Source organism: Flavobacterium koreense (genome assembly GCF_054776075.1).
In genome coordinates, this window is sequence record NZ_BAAHCF010000008.1 from 276,585 (window position 1) to 299,815 (window position 23,231).

A 23,231-nucleotide genomic window follows, 5' to 3' on the forward strand; every position below is an offset into this window, starting at 1 on the left:
GAATATTGATTTCTCTATGATTTAATCTTCAAATAGAAAAAAAATCAAAAAATGCGTAAAAAAATAGCTTTTTGCTATTGATTTTCTATTTAGAAAATTTATCTTTGCACTCTGAAAAAAGACATCATTTTTTCATTTCTAAAACGCTATTAAATAAATACATAAGCAATGTCAAAAGCAATAGGAAAAGTTTCTCAAATCATCGGACCAGTAGTTGACGTAGTATTCAACACTAAAGATGCTGAATTACCAAAAATTTATGATTCATTAGAAATCACTAAGAAAGATGGTACTTTACTTGTACTTGAAGTACAATCTCATATCGGAGAAGATACAGTTCGTACTATCTCTATGGATTCTACAGATGGTTTAAGTAGAGGTACAGATGTAGTTTCTACTGGAAACCCAATTCAAATGCCAATCGGTGCAGATGTTTACGGACGTTTGTTTAACGTAATTGGTGATGCAATTGATGGTTTAGGAAATTTACCAAAAACAGGTGAAAACGGAATGTCAATTCACCGTCAAGCACCAAGATTTGAAGATTTATCTACATCTTCTGAAGTTTTATTTACAGGTATCAAAGTAATCGATCTTATCGAGCCTTATGCAAAAGGAGGTAAAATTGGATTGTTCGGTGGTGCTGGAGTTGGTAAAACAGTATTGATTCAGGAGTTGATTAACAATATCGCTAAAGGTCACGGTGGTCTTTCTGTATTCGCAGGAGTAGGTGAAAGAACTCGTGAAGGAAACGACTTACTTCGTGAGATGTTAGAGTCTGGAATTATTAAATATGGTGAAGAATTTATGCACTCTATGGAAAATGGAGGTTGGGATTTAACTAAAGTTGATAAGCCAGGAATGAGAGATTCGAAAGCTACTTTCGTTTTCGGACAAATGAATGAGCCACCTGGAGCTAGAGCACGTGTTGCTTTATCAGGATTGTCTATCGCAGAATATTTCCGTGATGGAGCAGGTTCAGACCAAGGTAAAGACGTACTTTTCTTCGTTGATAATATCTTCCGTTTTACACAAGCAGGTTCAGAGGTATCAGCACTTTTAGGACGTATGCCATCTGCGGTAGGTTACCAACCAACTTTAGCAACAGAAATGGGTGCGATGCAAGAAAGAATTACATCTACCAAAAAAGGATCTATTACATCGGTACAAGCGGTTTACGTTCCTGCGGATGACTTAACTGACCCGGCACCAGCAACAACGTTTGCTCACTTAGATGCAACAACAGTATTGTCTCGTAAAATTGCTGAGCTTGGTATTTATCCAGCGGTAGATCCACTAGATTCAACATCTCGTATCTTAACACCACTTATTTTAGGTGATGACCACTATAATTGTGCTCAAAGAGTAAAAGAAATTCTTCAAAAATACAAACAACTTCAAGATATCATCGCTATCCTTGGTATGGAAGAGTTGTCAGAAGAAGATAAATTATCGGTATCAAGAGCTCGTAGAGTTCAACGTTTCTTATCTCAACCTTTCCACGTAGCGGAGCAATTTACAGGTATTCCTGGAGTTTTGGTTGATATTAAAGATACTATTAAAGGATTCAACATGATTATCGATGGTGAATTAGACCACTTGCCAGAAGCAGCTTTCAACCTTAAAGGAACAATCGAAGACGCTATCGAAGCAGGACAAAAAATGTTAGCAGAAGCATAAGAATTAGGATTGAGGAATCGAAGAGTTAGGATTTAAATATTCCTAAAATCCCAAATCCTAAATCCAGAATCCTAAATAAAAAAAAATGATTTTAGAAATAGTATCACCAGAAGCTACATTATTTAAAGGAGAAGTTACTTCGGTTTCTTTACCAGGTGTAGATGGTTCATTTCAAATATTGAACAATCACGCTCCAATAGTTTCTATTTTAAAGCAAGGAACAGTAAAAGTTACTGCAACGAGCTTTAAGTTTGAAAAAGAAGTAGAAGATAAATTTACAAAAGTAAACGATCAAAACTACACTCTTGAAATCTCTTCAGGAACTATTGAAATGAAAGACAATAAAGTAATTGTTTTAGCCGACTAAAACAATTCAAAATAAAGTAAGAAAGCCAAGCATTATTGTTTGGCTTTTTTTATTTTTGGAGTATGGATTTAAAGAAGGAAATATTTTTAAGTGATGGTAAAAGACCTTTATGGCAAGTCGTCATAGGTTCATTGTTTTTTGCATTTGGTATTTGCTGCATTTTATATGTTTTATATATCTTTTACATTCTTGGATTTAACGCAGAATCCATAAATGGTTGCTTGTCATTAATTACTTTGGCAATTTTTGCATCAGTCGGAGGATTTTCATTCAGCTTAACAAAGTCAATTTCTATCAATTTAGAAAAAGAGACTTTAAAGTCAAGATATAGTGTGGGTTTAGTAGGCTTAAATTATTATTCTAAAATTCCAACATTAGAGTATGTTTCAGTTTTTAAAAATCCTCAAGAAGTTTTTTTTGAAGTCAAATTATGGTATAAGGGTAATAAACATTATACTATAGCCTATTTTGATAACACAATTGATGCAATTAATTTTGGGATAATGTTTTCTGATAAGTTAAGTCTTGATTTGTTAGACGCAACCGAAAGAGGTAATTTCAAATGGATAGACAAAACAGAATTATGAAAAACTTCCCAAAATCATTAACACAAAAACTGCAACAACGCGAGCAAAATAATGCTTTGCGAAAATTGCCAGTTTCTAATAATTTAATAGATTTTGCTTCCAATGATTATTTAGGTTTTGCTAATTCTGAGGAAATTTTCAATCAAACACATGATTATCTTCAAGAGAATAACATCAAAATAAATGGCGCAACAGGTTCTCGATTAATTTCAGGAAACCACAATTTATATCAAAAGACAGAAGACTATATTGCCAATTTCCATCAATCAGAAACCGCATTAATTTTCAATTCGGGTTACGATGCTAATGTGGGTTTTTTTAGTTCGTTACCACAACGCAACGATATCATTCTTTATGATGAATTATGCCACGCTTCTATTCGTGATGGAATTCAAATGAGTAATTCAAAATCGTATAAATTTCAGCACAATGATTTCAATCATTTAGAAAAAGTAATAATTTCACAACTCGAAACTCGAAACCCGAAACCCGAAACTTTTTATATTGTTACCGAATCGGTTTTTTCCATGGATGGTGATGCTCCAAATGTAGAAGAACTAGTAACTCTATGCGAAAAATACAATTGCTATTTGGTCATTGACGAAGCACATGCATTAGGCGTTTTCGGAAATTTAGGTGAAGGATTAATTCAATATCAAGGATTGCAAGATAAAGTTTTTGCAAGAATCATGACATTCGGAAAAGGATTAGGATGTCATGGTGCAGCCATTTTAGGAAGCCAAGAATTGAAATCGTATTTAGTTAATTTTGCACGAAGTTTTATTTATACAACAGGACTTTCTCCACATTCAGTTGCTACAATTTTAATAGCTTATCAGTATTTAAAGTCTGAAAAAGAATCAATTCAAAAACTTAAAAACAACATTCAATTTTTCAATCAAGAGAAATTGCAAATGGGTTTGAAGCCAATGTTTGTTTATAGCAAATCAGCTATTCAATGTGCTATAATTCCAGGAAACGAAAAGGTAAAATCAATCGCTAATCAATTGCAAGAAAACGGATTTGATGTAAAAGCTATTCTCTCGCCAACAGTTCCAGAAGGTCAAGAACGACTTCGTTTTTGTTTGCATTCCTATAATTCTGAAAAAGAAATCTCAGAAGTCTTGCGATTGTTGAGTACTTTTGTGTTTTAAATAAGATATGGAGGAACAATTTCAAATTGTAGGTCGTTATCAATATTCATCGGAGGCTTTAATTTATAAGGGTAAATTGGAGTCTGAAGGAATTCAAGTGTTTATTAGGGATAACAATATTGTTGATTCAAATCCTTTGTATAGTAATGCCGTTGGAGGCATTAAGCTTTTTGTAAAAAGTGAAGATTTTGAGAAAGCTCAACTTGTTCTTTCAGATGTAAGTCAATATTCACTAAACGAAAACAATCAACTTATTAAATGTCCAAAATGCAATGCTGAACAAGTTGAAATGGTCACTTCAATTAAAGATATTAGATCATTTTTAGCTTTTCTTTTTTCAGTATTAGTTGTGTATATGCCGTTTTATTCTAAGCATAAATACAAATGTCAATCATGTAAATTTGAATTTAATTAAATGAAACTATTCATCACAGGAATCGGCACCGATGTAGGTAAAACTATTACATCAGCGATTGTAACTCAAGCACTAGAATCCGATTATTGGAAACCTATTCAAGCAGGCGATTTAGACAATTCTGATAGTCATAAAATTCAGCGTTATATTTGTAATGATAAAACCATTATTCACGAAAATAGCTATAAACTAAACACACCTGCAAGTCCACATTTAGCAGCAGCAATAGACGGAATTACAATAAATTTGAAAAAAATAGTCGAGCCCAAAACAAAAAACCATCTTGTTGTAGAAGGCGCAGGCGGATTATTAGTTCCTTTAAACGACAACGATTGCATTATTGATTTAATTCAACCCGATTACAAAATAATATTGGTTTCACGCCATTATCTTGGAAGCATCAATCACACCTTACTATCTTTTGAAGCTTTAAAAAGCAGAAATTTGAAAGTAGCAGGAATCATTTTTTCTGGTGATGAAAATAAAGCTACCGAAGAAATTATTCTGAATAAAACCAAAACCAAATTCATTGGAAGAATTGACGACGAACCTTATTTCGATCAAAATGTAATTCAATATTACGCTGATAAGTTTCGAGAGAATCTTTTAACATTATAAGAGAATAGAAAATAGAATAAAGAAAATAGACTTAACTATCTTTGCAAAAATATTTAGAGACAAGTCTATGTTCTATTCTCTATTTTCTATATTCTAGCAAAATGAACTTTTCACAAAGAGACAAAAAACACAATTGGCATCCGTACACACAACACAAAACTGTGCCTGATTTTCCTGCAATCGTAAGAGGGAAAGACGCATTGTTGTGGGATGAAAACGGTAAAGAATATATCGATGCCATTGCTTCATGGTGGGTGAACCCTTTCGGACATTCCAACAAAGTTATGGCGGATGCTATTTATGAGCAATTAACTATTTTAGAACATGTTTTATTTGGAGGATTTACTCACAATAAAGCAGTAGAATTATCTGAAAAACTAATGGAAATTCTACCTTCCAATCAACAGAAAATTTTCTATTCCGATAATGGTTCCACTGCTGTTGAAGTAGGTATTAAAGTCGCTTTACAATACAATTATAATAAAGGAATCAAAAAAACTAAAGTCATCGCTTTTGAAGATGCTTTTCACGGTGATACTTTCGGAGCAATGGCTGCCAGCGGAATTACTTTTTTTACAGAAGCTTTCAAAGGTTCGCTTCTAGAGGTTGTTCGCATTCCAGTTCCAACTAAAGGCAACGAAGAACAAACTATAAAAACTTTAGAAAATCTTGTAAAAACCAACGAATTTGCAGCGTTTATTTTTGAACCATTAGTGCTTGGAGCTGCAGGAATGGTAATGTATTCAGCAGAAGTTTTAGATAAATTAATTACCATTTGTAACCAAAATAACGTGTTCACTATTGCTGACGAAGTTATGACAGGTTTTGGCAAAACAGGTAAAACATTCGCTAGTGATTATCTTGAAAACAAACCTGATATGATGTGTCTTTCAAAAGCATTAACAGGCGGAACAATTCCAATGGCAATCACGACATTCTCTCAAGAAATCTTCGAAGGATTTTACCATGATGACACTGACAAAGCACTATTTCACGGACACACTTTTACAGCAAATCCTACAGGTTGCGCTGCGGCTTTAGCCAGTATTTCACTTTTACAAACCGATGAAATTCAGCAAAATATTCAAACGGTTCATCAATCGCATTTAGCATTTCAATCCAAAATAAAAAACCATACAAAAGTAAAAACCACTCGAGTGCTCGGCGTAATTTTTGCCCTGGAAATCAAAACCGAAACCCAAGAAAGTTACTACGGAACGATGCGCAACAAACTCTACAATTTCTTCATCGAAAACGGAGTAATTTTACGACCAGTTGGAAACATAGTTTACATTTTGCCACCCTACATCATCACCGAAAATCAATTACAAAAAGTCTATCAAACCATCGAAAATGCTTTGGAAATAGTTTAAATTTGCATTCGTTAAACAAATATTCAAAGCAATATTCAAAGACTTTATTTTTATTTAAAACTCTGTGATTCCTCTGTGAATCTCTGTGTTATTTAACATGAAAGAAAAAATTGCCATAACATCTTTAGCATCCATTTCACCTTTAGGAAAAAACCCTGAGGCTATTTGGCGCAATTATCTTTCAAATGGAACCTTAATTTCAACCAAAGACTTTAACGGAAAGCCACAATTTGTAGCCACAATTCCTCAAGAAATTAGAAATGAAATTGAAGAATTAAAAAAGAGTGAAATTAAGTACAAAGCTTTAGACGAAACGGTTTTGCTATCTATTTTAGTTTCACGACAAGCCATAAAAAATGCAGGTTGGAAAAAAGGTGATGACTTCGGAATCAATATTGGTTCTTCTCGTGGCGCAACGCAATTATTTGAAAAACACCACAAAGAATTTCTCGAAACCGGAAAAACGTCAACCTTAGCATCTCCAACCACAACTCTAGGAAATATTTCTTCTTGGGTAGCACACGATTTAAAAAACAACGGACCAGAAATATCCCATTCTATAACGTGTTCAACAGCTTTACACGCGGTTTTAAATGCCGTAGCTTGGTTGCAATCAGGAATGGCAAATAAGTTTTTAGTAGGCGGAAGCGAAGCACCATTGACCGATTTCACTATTGCTCAGATGCACGCTTTAAAAATTTATTCTAAAGAAACTTCCGAATATCCTTGTCGTGCTTTCGATTTTAAAAAAACCAAAAACACTATGGTTCTTGGTGAAGGTGCTGCTGTTGCTTGTTTAGAAGTTGGTTACAACCAAAACGCATTAGCTTACATAGAAGGAATTGGCTATGCGACTGATGATATTGAACACAATATTTCGATTTCAGACGAAGCCAATTGTTTTCAAAAATCCATGAAAATGGCTTTGCAAAATACCAAATTAGAAGATGTTGATGCCATAGTAATGCACGCGCCAGGAACTTTGAAAGGTGATACTTCAGAGTATAAAGCAATTCAAAAAGTTTTTGGCACTTCGACAGGCTCAGCACAGGCAAATCATCCAATGCTTACCACAAACAAATGGAAAGTAGGCCACACCTTTGGAGCTTCAGGAATGTTAAATATGGAAATGGCAATTATGATGATGCAACACAATCAATTCATCGAAGTACCATTTGCTGAAAAGCAAACCATAAGAAAAGAAATAAAAAAAGTATTAATTAATGCTGTAGGTTTCGGAGGAAACGCAGTAAGTATTCTTTTGTCAAAAGAGTTTTAGTTGAAGTAATCATCTGCTAACTGCGACTGAAAACTGAAAACTATTTCTCAAGCTCCTTTACTTTTTCATAAATCCTTTCGCTTTCCCATCCTTTACGAAGTAAGTAGTCGCAGAATTTTTTACGTTTTTTCAAATCGTTTTTTTCTGTAATGGATTCCCAATGTTTTTCTGCTAAATTTTCGAAAGTCATTTCATATTCTTCAGATGGGATTTCTTTTAGTGCTTTGGTAACTAAATAATCTGAAATTTTTCTTGCTTTCAATTCGTTTTTGATTCGAATTTTGCCCCATTTTTTCTGATGAAATTTACTAATTGAAAAAACTAACGCAAAACGTTCTTCGTTTAGGAAATTACTTTCAATTAAATGCACAATTATTCGGTCTTTTTCGGCTTGATTTAATACAAAACCACGCAATTTTTCAGACACCTCAATGTGACATCTTTCTTGGTAAGAACAGTAATATTCCATCTTTTGTAGAATATCCTCTACAGAACTAGTTGATTTTGAGTTCAAAACGTTAAAAAGGCATGAAATTTGTTAATAATTTAATAACGCAAATGTATTGAAATTGTGTGAATTAGAAGTAATTTTGTAGTCCCAAATTGTTATTGAAAAATTAAAAAACTAAATTCATTTTATGAAATTTAAAATACTTTTTTTGGCATTGCTTTATAATGTTTTATCTTTTGGACAAACTACAATTTATAGTTCAGCTTGTTCTGCAGCTTCGCCATTATGGACTTATAATAATACGACCGCTGTGCAACCAATTCAGCAAGGAACATATTGGTTATTGGAAGATTCTGATTACATAATTTCAGAACCATTTGATGTTAGTTCATATGTTTCTGGTCTTTCTTTGAGTTTTCTAGTTGGAACTTATGGTGCTGGAGCTCCAAATGCACCTGTATTTGTTGAATATTCAGAAGATAATGGATTGACGTGGTCAACAACGACATTTACTTCTGCAATTCCAACATCGGCTACTTTGATAGCATCTGGGGTTTTTAACATACCACCATCAACATCTACACAATTCAAATTAAGATTTAACAAAGGAATTCTTGGAGGAAGACAAGGTGTTCGAATAGATGATATACTTTTTACTGGATTAGGACCATGCACTGTTCCTTTAAACCAAGCATCAGGTATTACTTTTAGTAATCCATTAACAAATGGTGCCACAATTTCTTGGACAAATGGAGCTTCAACTTCTGGTTCAATGGTAGTTGTTCGTCCAACTGCCTCAATAGTATTAGATCCTTCTACAAGTACATCTTATACACCTAATGCAAATTATGCAACAGCAGGTCAAATTGATGTTAATAATAGAGTGGTTTATTTAGGAGGTGGAACTAGTGTAAATGTAACTGGATTAAATCCTGAAACACAATATACAGCTACTATATATTCCTATAATGCTTTAGATTGTTATAATACTACTGCACCGGTTTCGGTGAATTTCTATACATTGTCAACTGAACCAACGGCTCAACCCGGCGCTGGTACATTCACTTGTGCTGTAGGCGTACCTAATACTTCTGTAATTAATTTAACTTTTCCAGCAGCCAACACGCTTGGAGGAGATGGATATATTATCCTTTACAGAATTGGAGCGGCTCCAACAGGAGTTCCAACAGATGGTGCTTATCATGCTCCAGGAACTGTTTTTGGAGATGCAATTGTTTTAGGACAAACTGCTAACACAGGAACAACAACAACTTATGCCGCAACTGGATTAAACAGTGGAACAAATTATTTTTTCTCACTAGTTCCATTTAATGGATATTTAAGTGTTGCAGGTACATTAAATTATAGAACAGCTGCAACAATAGTAACTACAAATTGTACAACAACTGCGGCAATTCCTGCAATAACTTTGGCAAATAATGGAACTCAAGTTACTGCAGCAAATGTGCCTCAAGGAACAACAGATTTAATTTTACACAAGTTTCAGCTTTCAGTTGCTACTGCAAATGCAACTTTGCAAGGTGTAACAGCAACTACAAATGGAACTTATGTTGCTGCCGATCTTATAAATTTAAAAGTTCGTTATTCTGCTAACAATGTTTTAGATGCAGCTGATGCAACTTTGAGCACAAAAACCCTAACATTGGGTCCAGGATTACATACTTTTCCAAGTTTTACATCACAGATAATTACAGCAGGAACTATTGGGTATATATTTATTACGGCAGATATTTCACCATCTGCAACTTTAAACAATACGATTGCTTTGAATGCAATAGCAACTACAAATGTAACATTTGCCGCTGGAGCAAAAGGAGGAACCACAACTGCTGGTGGTTTACAAACCATCTCTCCTTCTGCTCCAGCAGTTCCAACTTCTTTTACAAGAGTATGTACTTCTAATACAACTCAATCATTGACTTGGGCTGCACCAGCAACAGGAACATTTGATGGGTATTTACTTGTAGTGAGAGATGGAGGAGTTCCAAATGCAGTTACTACAATAGTAGCTTCATCACAAAGTTTTAATTTAGATTATAGTTTAGCTCCAACTTATAATGCAACAACCTCTAGGGTTTTATATATTGGAACAGGAACTTCTGCAACAATTACAGGTTTAACTCCAGGAATAACTTATACTTATGCTTTGTATGCTTACAAAAATAATGGAGCATCCTCAGTTTATTCAGTAACAGCAACAACAATTACTCAAATTACTGCTGTTCCTAATGTAACAGGTTTTGGTTCAACACCAGCCAATACTTCGGGAACAGTAACTTGGAGCAATCCAAATGCTGCATGTTATGATGAAGTTCTGGCAGTTGTTACTACTACACCGGGTATTACTTTTGCACCTTCTGGAAACGGAAGCGCTTATGTGCCAAATACGGTTTATGCTGCACCAAACCAAGTTGTTTTTAATAGTGTTGGAAATTTTGTTACTATTACTGGATTAACTAATGGTGTAACTTATTATGTTGAAATTTTTGTTAGAAAAGGAACAGAATGGAGTTCTGGAGTTGAAACTAGTTTTACGCCAAATTTAGCAACAGTATTTAAACCAGGAGAATTAGTGTTTGTTGGATTTGACGGACAATATGCTGGTAGCGGTCCAGACGATCAATACATGGTTGCAACAATGGTAGATATCATTCCGGGAACCACTTTTTCTATTGCTAATTCAAGATATGAAGCTGGAGCTGCAGCTAATGTTAGAACTGATAAATGGGGTGGAGCAGGAAATGATCCTAGTTCGTCTCCTGGAGTTACAAATTTCACATATAATGGATCAGGTAATATAACAGCAGGTTCTGTTTTGGTTTTAAACACAAATAGTTCAAATGTATTTAGCTATGTAGGTGTTATTACTGGAACAACTTTAACAGATAGAACGGCTGATTTTATTAATTCACAACCTTTTGGTGTTGGATCAACTCCTAATATTACAACAACTAATGGCGATGGAGAACAAATCTATTTATTGCAAGGGAATTTTGTTTCGGATGGAACTATAGACACCAATGAAGCTAATTATATCTTAACAGGAACATTGCTTCACGGATTTACTATCAAAACTGGATGGGTTCCTTTTACATCGGCATGTAGTGGTGTGAATGGTGGAGGAAGTAATAGACAATCTCGCTTGCCAAATGCATTAACTTGTTTTAATGTTGAAAGCGCCGTAGCAAATACAATCAGTGGGTATTATAGAAATAGTGCTCAACATGGTAGTACATCAATTAGAAATATAATTAGAGAAATTGCTAATATTACAACAAATTGGGTTATAGGAACTACAAGATATACCATTGACGCAACAAGTAGTGCAACAAACAGAGCAGGAAAAACCTTTATCATTGGAACTAGTGAAACTTCTGGACAATGGGTTGGTGATTTTGATACCAACTGGTTCAATTGTTCAAATTGGGGTAGATTAACTGTTCCAGATGAAACTGTTGATGTAATTATAGATAATGTAACTTCTATTAATAATTCAGTAATAGATTACACAGCAACGTATTCAGATTTTTATGCTGATTTGGCGGTTTGTAACAATCTCAACATCAACGGAAGAAGATTAACTATTCAAGGAAATCCTAATAATGAGTTGGAAGTTTACGGAAATGTTACTATCGGAGCTTCTGGAACTTTAGATATGAATGATGGTTCTAACGGAACGCCAGATGGTCAACTTTATTTGTATGGAAATTGGAATAATAATGGTACCGAAACTAATTTTGATCAAGGCGAAAGCACCATTCATTTTAAAGGAAGTATTCCTCAAGTAATAAATAATGTTGCTCCAAGAGGAACAGAGTTATTCTACAATGTAGTGTTAGATAATGACTTTAATACCGCTATTTCTAATGATTTAATTGCTGAAGGTGATTTAACAATTAACGCAACAAGAGCTTTAAATATTGATTCTAATGGATTTGTTTTTGCCTATAAAAGATTAAATCACAATGGAGATTTATCAATAGCTAATAACGGACAATTTATTCAAGTTGACGAAACTGATAACAACACAGGTATATATACAGGAACCAAATTTCAGCTAACAAGAACTGCTCAAGCTAAGAATTTTGATTATGTTTATTGGAGTGCACCAACAGAAAATTTTGCAGTTACTGGCGTTCCAACTAATAATCGTTACGAATGGAATACTTTATTTGCTAATGCTAATGGAACATTAGGAAATTGGGCAACAGCATCTGGAAATATGACTAAAGGAAAAGGATACATTGCCAGAGCTTCTAATGGTTCTGCAACACCAGTTGGATTAAGTACAATCTTTACAGGAAAACCTCACAATGGTCAATTCAATTTTGATATTTATAGAGGAAATTATAATGGAGCAGACTATGATGCTGATTTAACCAATCCGAATAACGTATTAACAACAAGATTTGATGACAATTGGAATTTGGTTGGGAATCCATATCCATCAGCGATTGATGCTGAAGAGTTCTTGGTTCAAAATCAAACTAAGATTGAAGGTGCTGTATGGATTTGGACACATGGTTTGAATCCAACTTCAAATGTTAGTCCGTTTTATAGCAATTATCAGTACAATTATTCGTCTTCAGACTATATCAAATACAATGGTTTAGGTTCAACAGATCCAGATACTTTTGCAGGAAAAATTGCTTCTGGACAAGGATTTATGGTGAACATGCTTCATACAACTGCAACTCCGAATAACATAACTTTTACTAATAATATGAGAAGTGATGCTTCAATGGTTCAGTATGATAATACTGATTTCTTTAGAGGTGTTTCAACAAATACTGTTGGTCCTGTTGAGGAAAAACACAGAATTTGGTTGGATATTATCAATACTACTTCTGGACAAATGGACAGAACATTGTTAGGATATTCAACAAGTTCAACCCTAGGTGTTGACCATTTGTATGATTGTATTTTTAGACCAACATCAGAACTAAGTATGTTTTCCATCATCAATTCAGAGCCGTTTATTATTCAAGGACGACCACTTCCTTTCAATAATTTTGATCTTGTTCCAATGGGAATCAGAATTGTTGCAGCAGGAAATCATACTATAGCGATCAAGAAAGTAGATGGATTGTTTGAGCAAAATCAAGATATTTATTTAGAAGATAAGCAGTTAAATATTATTCATGATTTAAGACAAGCGCCTTATAACTTTACATCTTCAGTTGGAACTTTCAATGATAGATTTGTTTTAAGATATACAACAGCAGCATTGAGTAATGAAAATTTCGAATCTATTGAAAATTCAGTTTTCATGTCGGCTAATAATGGTCAAATTAAAATTAGAACTATCAATGAACTATTGAGCGAGGTAACGGTTTATGATGTTTTAGGAAGAGAAATTATAAAGAAGACTAATATTGCTTCAAACGATTTAATAATAAATAATATTACAGCTACAAATCAAGCGTTGATTGTGAAAATAAAATTAGAAAATGGTGAAGTTGTTACTAGAAAAGTAATTCTTTAGTCAGTTTCTTAAAACTAAAAAGCCCCAATCTTATAAAGGTTGGGACTTTTTTTATGCTTTAGATTTTATTATTTTCCTTTTCCAGAAGCTTCTAGATTTCTTTCAATTTTGTGCTCAGGACGAGACCATTTAGGTTTTTCTCCCAAAGCTTGAAATTGTGAATCTTCAGCTTCAACAGTTTTTGGTTGCATCAATTTGATGAAGGGTTTTTGAGGTTGTAATCCAAGAGTTTCAAACATTTTCATGTCTTCATTCACATCAGGATTTGGTGTTGTAAGAAGTTTGTCACCAGCAAAAATTGAATTTGCACCAGCAAAGAAACACATAGCTTGACCTTCACGAGACATTTCAGTTCTACCAGCAGAAAGTCTAACTTGAGTTTCTGGCATTATAATTCTTGTAGTGGCAACCATTCGAATCATTTCCCAAATTTCAACTGGTTTTTCGTTTTCCATTGGTGTTCCTTCAACAGCTACAAGTGCATTAATTGGCACCGATTCTGGTTGAGGGTTTAATGTTGAAAGCGCCACAAGCATTCCTGCTCTGTCTTCTATAGATTCTCCCATTCCAATAATTCCACCACTACAAACCGTAACATTAGTTTTACGAACGTTGTCTATTGTTTGTAATCTATCTTCAAATCCACGAGTTGAAATTACCTCTTTATAATATTCTTCAGAAGTATCTAAGTTGTGATTGTAAGCATACAAACCAGCTTCTGCCAAACGTTGCGCTTGATTTTCAGTTAACATTCCAAGTGTACAACACACTTCCATTTCTAGTTTATTAATGGTACGAACCATTTCTAAAACTTGGTCAAATTCTGGTCCGTCTTTTACATTTCTCCAAGCGGCACCCATACAAACTCTTGATGAACCACTCGATTTTGCTCTAAGAGCTTGTGCTTTTACTTGGCTTACCGACATTAAATCGTTGCCTTCTATGTCTGTATGATATCTAGCTGCTTGTGGACAATAACCACAATCTTCTGGACAGCCACCAGTTTTTATAGATAATAATGTAGAAACTTGAACTACATTTGGATCATGATGTTCTCTATGAATAGTTGCTGCTTCATACATTAAATCCATTAAGGGTTTGTTGTATATCGCTATAATTTCTTCTTTAGTCCAATTATGTTTTGTAATGCTCATTGATAAGGATATTTAATGATGTTTCAAAAGTAGTTAATTACTTTGTAACAAACAATGATTTAAAAGTGGGTATTTATATAATTTACAGCAAAAATTTTATCTTCATTTATTTGATTTTTCAAGTCGTTTAAAGAATCAAATTTTTGTTCATCTCTAATAAATTCTATAATTTCAATAGTTAAGGTTTTGTCATAAATAGTTTTATCAAAATCCAGAAAAAAGACTTCAATAGTTTGATTTGTTCCATCAACTGTTGGTCTTGTGCCAATATTCATTAATCCGAAAATTGTTTTTTTATCGTAATTACTTTTTACAATATAAACGCCGTTTTTCGGAATCAACTTATAGTCTTCATTAATTTTAATGTTAGCTGTTGGAAATCCGATTGTGCGACCGAGTTGTTTTCCTTTTACAACAATTCCTGAAAAGAAATAATTGTAACCAAGGTAGTTATTAGCCAAAGTTATGTTTCCTTCTAAAATGGCATTTCTAATTTTGGTAGAACTTACCGCATTATCATTTATTTCTTGAGCTGAAATTTGCTCTACTTCAAATCCGTATTCTTTACCAAAAACTATTAAATCATTGATATCAGCAGTTCTATTTCTTCCAAAACGATGATCATATCCAATAATTATTTTTCGAATATTAAGCTGATTGACCAAGATTTCTTTAACAAATTCTTCGGCTGTAAGTCTTGAAAATTCTTGATTAAATGGATGAATGATTAAATTATCAATTCCTGTTTTTTCTAAAAGTATTGTTTTTTCATCTACAGTATTTAGAAGTTGTACAACAGAATTATCTTGTAGTACCATTCTCGGATGTGGAAAAAAGGTTAAAACTACACTTTCACAATTAAGTTCTTTAGCGTTAAAAATTATTCTTTCAAGAATTTTTTTATGACCAATGTGTACACCATCAAAGGTACCGATGGTAACAACCGATTTTTTATTATTATATTCTTTAATATTGCTAAAGGTTTTCAAGAAAAATAAATTTTAGCTGCAAAGGTAATTTATTTATATCGATACAAAAAAATTAAGTGAATACGCTACTATAGTGTTTTTTGAAAGTTTTTTAATTCATAAATATATGAAATCTAGTTTTTTAGTTTTTTTATTAAACAACCTTTTATATATTTACCACCTTATTTAACTAACTCAATTTATGAAAAAAACTACACTATTAACCTTTATTACCCTTATACTTACTACAATAGGGTATTCACAATCTAACCGCTTTTGGATTTCTCATAATCCTAACGATAGAATAATCAATAAAGATAAAGCAGTTGCAAGACTAGCTTTTCCTAAAGATTTTAAATTATTTGATTTAAATATTACACCTTTAAGACAACAATTATTTTCAATTGTTGGGAATGGGGCATCTTCTCGCTCAACTATTATATCTCTACCAAATGCTGATGGAGGAATTGAAGAATTTGAAGTTTATGAAGCTTCTAATTTTGAACCAGATTTGCAAGCACAATTTCCTGAAATAAGAGCTTATTCAGGTAAAGGTATTACAGATAGATATGCAACTTTAAAATTAAGTATTTCACCACAAGGAATACAAACTATGGTTTTTAGAGCTGATAAAGAAAGTGAATTTATTGAAGCTTATTCTCAAGATCATACAACTTATGCAGTTTTTAAATCTCAAAGACAAAAAGGAGCATTAGCTTGGACTTGCTCTACTGAAGATCAAAAACTAGTTCATGACATTGGTAATAGAGTAGCTACTAATGCAACGGCTTTATCAAGCGCAGGACAATTAAAAACGATGCGTTTAGCTCAATCATGTAACGCAGAATACTCAAATTATTTTGGAGCAACTAATGCTAGTCAAGTTGGTTTAGTTGTTGCTGCTTTTAATGCAACATTAACACGTTGTAATGGTGTTTATGAAAAAGATTTAGCACTTCATCTTAATTTAGTTGCTGGTTCAACAAATGTAATTTATTACAATCCAACTACTGACCCATATACCACAATGGGAAATTGGAATACTCAGTTACAACAAGCGCTTAATACAACATTAACAGGAACAGGTACATCTTTGGCTGTTAATAATGCAGCCTATGATGTAGGTCATATGTTTGGTGCAAGCGGTGGTGGTGGAAACGCAGGTTGTATTGGTTGTGTTTGTGTGAATGGTGTTGCCGCTGGTACAGGTGGTACTAAAGGAAGAGGTATTACTTCTCCTGCTGATGGAATCCCACAAGGAGATAATTTTGATATCGATTATGTAGTACATGAAATTGGACACCAATTAGGAGGAAACCATACATTCTCTAATAATAACGAAGGAGCAGGAGTTAATAAAGAAGTTGGTTCAGGAGTAACAATTATGGGGTATGCTGGAATTACAGGTCAAGATGTAGCCCCACATTCTATTGATATTTACCATGAAGCGACTATTGAGCAAATTCAAAATAATTTAGCTACAAAACTGTGTCCTATTACAACATCTTTAACAGGAACAAACGCAACTCCAGTAGTAGCTTCAGTACCAAATTATATCATTCCAAGAAGTACACCTTTTGTACTTACTGGTTCTGCAACAGATGCTGATGCAGGTGATGCATTAACTTACTGCTGGGAACAAAATGACGATGGAGCATCATCAACAGGAGCAAATAGTAATGCAAGTATTACTAAAACTATTGGACCAAACTTTATTTCATGGCTTCCAACGGCTTCACCGAGTAGATATTTTCCAAAATTATCATCTGTAATTGCAAATTCAGCTACAACTAGTCATGTTGGAGGAGATGCAGGAATGTTGTCTGAAGCTTTAAGTTCTGTTTCAAGAACATTAAATTTTAGATTAACAGTTAGAGATAACTCTCCGTATAGCTCAACTGCACCAATAAAAGTTGGTCAAACAGCTTATACAGATATGGTGGTTACAGTTAATGCAGCTGCAGGGCCATTTGTGGTAAACACACCTAATACTGCTGTTTCATGGATAGCAGGAACAAACCAAACGGTTACATGGAATGTGGCAGGAACAACAGGAAACGGTGTTAACTCTCCTTTTGTTGATGTCTTTTTATCAACTGATGGAGGTTTAACATATCCTATTCAATTAGCAAATAAAGTTCCAAATAATGGTAGTACTGTGGTAACTGTTCCAAATAATGTAGGTACAAATAATAGAATAATGGTAAAAGGATTTCAACATATATTCTTTGATATTTCTAATACAAACTTTACAATTACAACAGCACCTTCAACTTTTGCTGTAACTCAATCAGGCGTACAAAGTACATTAGTTTGTTCAGTGCCATCAACAACTTATACTTTTGACTATGTTGCATTAGCTGGTTTTACTGGAACTACAACTTTTAGTGCAACAGGAAATCCGGCTGGAACAAATGTAACTTTTAGCCCAGCATCTTTAAGTTCTTCAAATGGAACTGTTGTGATGACAGTTGATAACTTGCTAACTGCACCTGCTGGAGTTTACAACATAAACGTTAATGCAACTTCTGGGGCAGATGTAAAAACCGTTCCTTTTCACTTATATTTAGGTTTACCAGATGTTACACTAACAACTCCAGCAAATAATGCAGTTGCACAAAATACTTCACTGGCATTAACTTGGTCAGTAAATCCAAGTGCATCTTCTTACAATGTTCAAGTAGCTACTGATGCTGGATTTAATACAATTATAAGCTCAGGAAGTGTTACCACTAATGTTTACAATGTAAATGGATTGACAGAAGGTGTAGCGTATTTTTGGAGAGTTGCTCCAGTGAGCGCTTCATGTACAGGTAATTTCAGTTCAGGATACAAGTTTGTTACTGGAATAATTACTTGCTTAACCGCTACTTCTACAAATGTGCCTATAACAATACCAACAACTGCAAATGTAACAGCAAATTCTACATTAAATGTTACATCAACTAATACGGTTTCTGACGCTAATGTTACAATTGATATTACTCATACATGGGTAAATGATATGACAATTACATTAATAAGCCCAGCAGGAACTCAAGTCCAATTGGTGGCTCAACCATGTACAAGTGTAGCTTTAAATGATATTACGGCTACATTTGATGATGCTGGTGTGCCTATAGTTTGTGGAAATAATCCAGCAATTTCTGGTGTAGTTATCCCTGCTCAAGCACTATCAGCTTTCAATGGAGAGCCTATGAACGGAACTTGGACTTTAAGAGTTTTAGATTCTTTCAACCAAGACGGTGGCTCAATTAATGCTTGGAGTTTGAATTTATGTAACATAGCGCCAGCCTTAGCAGTTAATCAAAACATATTTGAAAATTTTGCATTGTATCCAAACCCAAATAATGGAACTTTTACTGTTCAATTCAATTCTTCATCTGACAATTCTATTTTAATTGGAATTCATGATATTAGAGGAAGAGAAGTTTTTTCTAAAACGTATCAAAATAATGGATTTTTCAATGAAAAATTACAATTAGACAATCTTCAATCTGGAGTTTATCTAATTAATATTCAAGATGGTGATAAGAAAATTACTAAAAAAATAGTGGTTGAATAACGATTGTAAAAATATTTTTTAAAGGGAAGTGATTACTTCCCTTTTTTATTTACTTTTGAAATCTTAAAATTTAAAAAATGAAAAAGATTATTCTTATTGTATTAGCAATTAGTTCGTTAAATGTTTTTTCACAACGAACCTGTGCTACTACAGAAAAAATGAACGAGCTTAAAGCAAATAATCCTTCTTTTGCAATTCATCATCAGGAGACTATGGATTATTTACAAAATCCTATTACAGCACAGTCTAATAAAAATTCTAATGTTGTTGTTACAATTCCAGTTGTATTTCATGTTTTGTATAAAACATCAATTCAGAATATTAGTGATGCTCAAATCAATTCACAATTGACAATATTGAATAATGATTTTAGAAAATTAAATTCAGATTTTTCTACTGTAGTTCCAGCCGCTTTTCAAGGTCTTGGTGCCGATGTAGAAATATTGTTTTGCAAAGCAACAAGAACACCAGCAGGAGTTGCGTCTACAGGTATTGAAAGAAAATCAGTTCCTTCGTCTTTTGTTTTTGAAGACAGTTATTATTTAAGTGCAGGATTAACAGCATGGGATCCAACAAAATATTTAAACATTTGGATAGGAAGGTTTACTACTAATCAATTATTAGGTTTCGCATATTTGCCATCAGCCGCAGGTAATCCTGATGATGGATTGTGTATTGGAGATCAGTTTTTTGGAAATACAGGAACGGCTACAGCTCCTTTCAATAAAGGAAGGACTGCCACACATGAGATAGGACATTACTTCGGATTATTACATCCTTGGGGTGATAACGGAAGTACTTGTGGTACAGTATTTAATAGTGATGGAGTAGCCGATACGCCGGCAACAAACGATCCGTATTCTGGATGCCCTACTTTTCCTAATAACACTAATGCTTGTACTACAACAACAAATGGGTCAATGTTTATGAATTATATGGATTATGTTAATGATGCTTGTATGGCATTTTTTACAAATGGTCAAAAAACAATAATGCGAAACACATTAAACGGACCAAGAGCAAGTTTATTAACATCTAATGGTTGTGCATCACTTGGACTTGATGAAGTTGGTGCTATTCAAGCTATTGCGGTTTATCCAAATCCAGTTTCTCAATATTTTATTATTACTTCTCCACATACATCAGTTGATTTTGTTGAGGTTTATAACGTAAATGGTCAATTGGTTAAATCACAAAAACTTGAAGAAGTTAATAATAAAGTTTATATCGAAGATTTGGAATCTGGAGTTTATTATTTAAGAATATACAATGGAGAAAGCTTTTTGAAATCAGATAAGATAATTAAAAAGTAATATTTTTTTGTTAAAATATTTTGCCTCAAATGTTAATAAATGTTTGAGGCTTCTTTTTTTTGATTCTAAATTAAGAAATTATCATTTTTTTTAATAAATTTGAACAATTAATAATAAAAACATTATGAAAAAAAACTTACTATTTACTTTTAGTGCGGTTTTAATTTTTGTTTCGAGTTTTGGTCAAGGTTCTCTATGGAATAAAACCACAGAGGATAGAGTAAAAAATTTAAGCAAGATGAATCGTGCTTCAATGCCAAGAGAATATCAATTATTTTCTCTTGACTTCAATGCTTTAAAAGCACAATTACAACAAGCTCCTTCTGAAAATGCAGGAACTTCAAATGTAATTGTTGACTTTCCAAATCAAAACGGAGAATTTACTAGTTATAGAATTTTTGATGCTCCAGTAATGGAAGCAGGTTTAGCTAATAGATATCCAGATATTAAGTCTTATACTGGAGTAAGTGTAGATGGAACTTCTTCAATTCGTTTTAGTACTACAATTTTTGGATTACATGTAATGTCTCTTACAGGTAGTACAGGTACTTATTACATAGATACTTACACAAAAGATCTTGAAAACTACATTGTTTATGGAAGAAATAATATTTCAAGTGGCACTTTTTTCTCATGTCTTAATCCAGATGAAGAAATTGCACCAAGATTACTTGAAACTAGTTCTGTAGCCGCAAATGATGGTAGATTTAGACAATATAGATTAGCTATGGCATGTACAATTGAGTATGCTGCTTATCATATTAATGCCGCAGGAGTTGGCGCAGGAACATTAGCTCAAAGAAAGGCAGCCGTTTTAGCAGCTATGAACGTTACTATGACACGTGTAAATGGATTATACGAAAGAGATATGTCTTTACGTATGAATTTAGTTGCTAACAATGATTTAGTGATTTTTGTAGACTCTGACAATTTTGATAATGATACTTCTACTATTCTAATTGATCAAAGTCAAGTTGAAATTGACGCTGCTATTGGTTCTGCAAATTATGACATAGGACATACTGTTAGTACTGGTGGTGGAGGTTTAGCTCAATTAAATTCTCCTTGTACCTCAAATAAGGCAAGAGGAATTACAGGTTCACCAGCTCCAGTTGGCGACCCATTTGATATTGATTACGTAGCTCATGAAATGGGGCACCAATTTGGCGCAACTCACACACAAAATAATAATTGTAATAGATCAGCTGGAACTGCTGTAGAAACAGGTTCTGGAAATACTATCATGGGTTATGCAGGTATTTGTGCTCCAGATGTGCAATCTAATTCGGATGCTCACTTTCATACGGTAAGTTTAAATCAAATGATGACATTTACGACATCAACAGGAAATTGTGCACCAAATGCTTTAAATGGTAATACTCCTCCTGCAGTAAATGCTGGTGTTGATAGAACAATTCCAAAGGGAACACCATTTATCTTATTTCCTCAATCTGTGACAGATGCTAATGGTGATTCACTAACATATTGTTGGGAACAAACTGACAACGCTGTTGCAACTCAACCACCAGCGGCAAACAACACGTCTGGACCAAGTTTTAGATCTAATCCTCCAGTAACTGCACCAGAACGTTATATGCCTGCATTGGCGACTGTTGTTGCAGGAAGTATCGCTTCAACTTGGGAAGTTGTTTCTACTGCTGGTAGAACTTACAATTTTGCTTTAACTGTTAGAGATAATAGAACACCAAATGGAGGTCAAACAACAAGAGATAATGTTGTAGTAACTGCTAGTAACACAATAGGACCATTTTCTGTAAGTTCTCAAAGTATAACTGTAGGTTGGGCTCAAGGAAGTACTCAAACAATCACATGGGTTAGAAATGGTGCTGAAACTCTTTCTGCAAATGTTGATATTTATTTATCTACAGATGGCGGTCTAACTTTTCCAACATTGTTAACTCCTTCTGGAGTTCCAAATTCTGGAAGTGCTACAATCACAGTTCCTAATGTGGTTACACAAACTGCTAGAATTATGGTAAGAGCAAAAGAAAATATTTATTATGCAGTTAATAGTAAAAATATATTGATAGGTTATTCTGTGACTAATAATTGCGTTACTTATCCATTCAACACAGCGTTTTCTCCTACAGATGGATCAACTGGTTATACTATTAGAACAATAACTGTTCCAACTTCAACAAGTACAATTTCTGATGTAAACATTAATGTAAATGCTACGCACCCAAACATTCAACACTTGAATTTTGCTGTTGTTAGACCTGGAGGTTCGTTACTAACATTATATAACCAAGGATGTGCAAGTGGTGCGAATATGAATGTGACTTGGGATGCTCAAGGATCGGCATTAACATGTGCAAGCCCAACTCAAGGAACTTATATTCCTGTTGGAAGTTTAGATTCTATGATTGGATTTAATCCATCTGGAAATTGGCAAATGGGATTCAGAGATTTGGTTACTGGTACAACAGGTACAATTAACTCATTTTCTATTGAAATTTGCTCTCAAACAATTGCCTTGTTAGGAAATGATAGTTTCTCTTTTGATAACTTCTCATTATATCCAAATCCTAATGATGGAACTTTTACAGTTAAGTTTAATTCAAATACAGGAAATGATATCAATGTAGCTGTTTATGATATGAGAGGAAGATCTATCTTCAATAATGTATATCAAAACAATGGTGTGTTTGAACAAACACTTCAATTAGATAATGTACAATCTGGAATTTATCTTGTTAATATTCAAGATGGCGATAAAAAGATTGTTAAGAAAATAGTAGTAGAATAATTATTCTATTATAAATAAAAAGTCCCGATTT

At 33.6% G+C, this 23,231-nt stretch carries 15 protein-coding genes; 12 read left to right on the forward strand and 3 right to left on the reverse strand.

The annotated features are described in order from the left end of the window. Positions 1–168: 168 nt before the first annotated feature. From atpD to ACYU7A_RS04825, 8 genes are all read left to right on the forward strand, one after another. On the forward strand, positions 169–1,680 hold the full coding sequence (atpD, locus tag ACYU7A_RS04790) for a F0F1 ATP synthase subunit beta (protein WP_460574530.1): 1,512 nt from the start codon (positions 169–171) through the stop codon (positions 1,678–1,680). A gap of 85 nt (positions 1,681–1,765) precedes the next feature. Then, positions 1,766–2,047: a F0F1 ATP synthase subunit epsilon gene (locus ACYU7A_RS04795; RefSeq protein WP_298307422.1), complete on the forward strand. Its 282-nt coding sequence runs from the start codon at positions 1,766–1,768 to the stop codon at positions 2,045–2,047. Between the two features lie 62 nt (positions 2,048–2,109). Further along, on the forward strand, positions 2,110–2,634 hold the full coding sequence (locus tag ACYU7A_RS04800) for a hypothetical protein (protein ID WP_460574533.1): 525 nt from the start codon (positions 2,110–2,112) through the stop codon (positions 2,632–2,634). Beyond that, a complete protein-coding gene (locus ACYU7A_RS04805; RefSeq protein WP_460574535.1) occupies positions 2,631–3,788 on the forward strand; it encodes an aminotransferase class I/II-fold pyridoxal phosphate-dependent enzyme in 1,158 nt (385 codons plus the stop codon). Before ACYU7A_RS04800 ends, ACYU7A_RS04805 begins: the two co-directional genes overlap by 4 nt. Before the next feature lie 7 nt (positions 3,789–3,795). Next, complete coding sequence (locus ACYU7A_RS04810) at positions 3,796–4,203, forward strand: putative signal transducing protein (protein ID WP_460574537.1); 408 nt, start codon at positions 3,796–3,798, stop codon at positions 4,201–4,203. After that, positions 4,204–4,821: a dethiobiotin synthase gene (bioD, locus tag ACYU7A_RS04815; RefSeq protein WP_460574539.1), complete on the forward strand. Its 618-nt coding sequence runs from the start codon at positions 4,204–4,206 to the stop codon at positions 4,819–4,821. Between the two features lie 101 nt (positions 4,822–4,922). After that, positions 4,923–6,194: an adenosylmethionine--8-amino-7-oxononanoate transaminase gene (gene bioA / locus ACYU7A_RS04820; RefSeq protein WP_460574541.1), complete on the forward strand. Its 1,272-nt coding sequence runs from the start codon at positions 4,923–4,925 to the stop codon at positions 6,192–6,194. A gap of 97 nt (positions 6,195–6,291) precedes the next feature. Then, positions 6,292–7,473: a beta-ketoacyl synthase N-terminal-like domain-containing protein gene (locus ACYU7A_RS04825; protein WP_460574543.1), complete on the forward strand. Its 1,182-nt coding sequence runs from the start codon at positions 6,292–6,294 to the stop codon at positions 7,471–7,473. 40 nt (positions 7,474–7,513) lie between these two features. On the opposite strand, the gene ACYU7A_RS04830 is transcribed toward ACYU7A_RS04825, so the two are convergent. Continuing rightward, on the reverse strand, positions 7,514–7,942 hold the full coding sequence (locus ACYU7A_RS04830) for a regulatory protein RecX (RefSeq protein WP_460574545.1): 429 nt from the start codon (positions 7,940–7,942) through the stop codon (positions 7,514–7,516). A 169-nt stretch (positions 7,943–8,111) separates the two neighbouring features. Here ACYU7A_RS04830 and ACYU7A_RS04835 point away from each other — a divergent pair, with 169 nt between their 5' ends. Next, positions 8,112–13,430 carry a T9SS sorting signal type C domain-containing protein gene (locus tag ACYU7A_RS04835; RefSeq protein ID WP_460574547.1) on the forward strand — a complete coding sequence of 1,773 codons (5,319 nt, stop codon included), beginning with the start codon at positions 8,112–8,114 and terminating at the stop codon, positions 13,428–13,430. Between the two features lie 68 nt (positions 13,431–13,498). Here the strand turns inward: ACYU7A_RS04835 and bioB are convergent, their stop codons facing one another. Together bioB and ACYU7A_RS04845 are read right to left on the reverse strand one after the other, a co-directional pair. Continuing rightward, positions 13,499–14,584: a biotin synthase BioB gene (gene bioB / locus ACYU7A_RS04840; protein ID WP_460574549.1), complete on the reverse strand. Its 1,086-nt coding sequence runs from the start codon at positions 14,582–14,584 to the stop codon at positions 13,499–13,501. A gap of 59 nt (positions 14,585–14,643) precedes the next feature. Beyond that, positions 14,644–15,573 carry a bifunctional riboflavin kinase/FAD synthetase gene (locus ACYU7A_RS04845; RefSeq protein ID WP_460574551.1) on the reverse strand — a complete coding sequence of 310 codons (930 nt, stop codon included), beginning with the start codon at positions 15,571–15,573 and terminating at the stop codon, positions 14,644–14,646. Positions 15,574–15,754: 181 nt separating this feature from the next. Between ACYU7A_RS04845 and ACYU7A_RS04850 the strand changes: the two genes are divergently transcribed. The 3 genes from ACYU7A_RS04850 to ACYU7A_RS04860 all read left to right on the forward strand — a co-directional run bounded on the left by ACYU7A_RS04850 (position 15,755) and on the right by ACYU7A_RS04860 (position 23,200). Then, complete coding sequence (locus ACYU7A_RS04850; RefSeq protein WP_460574553.1) at positions 15,755–19,117, forward strand: zinc-dependent metalloprotease; 3,363 nt, start codon at positions 15,755–15,757, stop codon at positions 19,115–19,117. Positions 19,118–19,194: 77 nt separating this feature from the next. Beyond that, positions 19,195–20,430, forward strand: coding sequence for a M43 family zinc metalloprotease (locus ACYU7A_RS04855; protein WP_460574555.1), 1,236 nt, complete (start codon positions 19,195–19,197; stop codon positions 20,428–20,430). A gap of 124 nt (positions 20,431–20,554) precedes the next feature. Then, positions 20,555–23,200, forward strand: a complete 2,646-nt coding sequence (locus ACYU7A_RS04860; RefSeq protein ID WP_460574557.1) for a zinc-dependent metalloprotease — start codon at positions 20,555–20,557, stop codon at positions 23,198–23,200. Positions 23,201–23,231 lie beyond the last annotated feature (31 nt).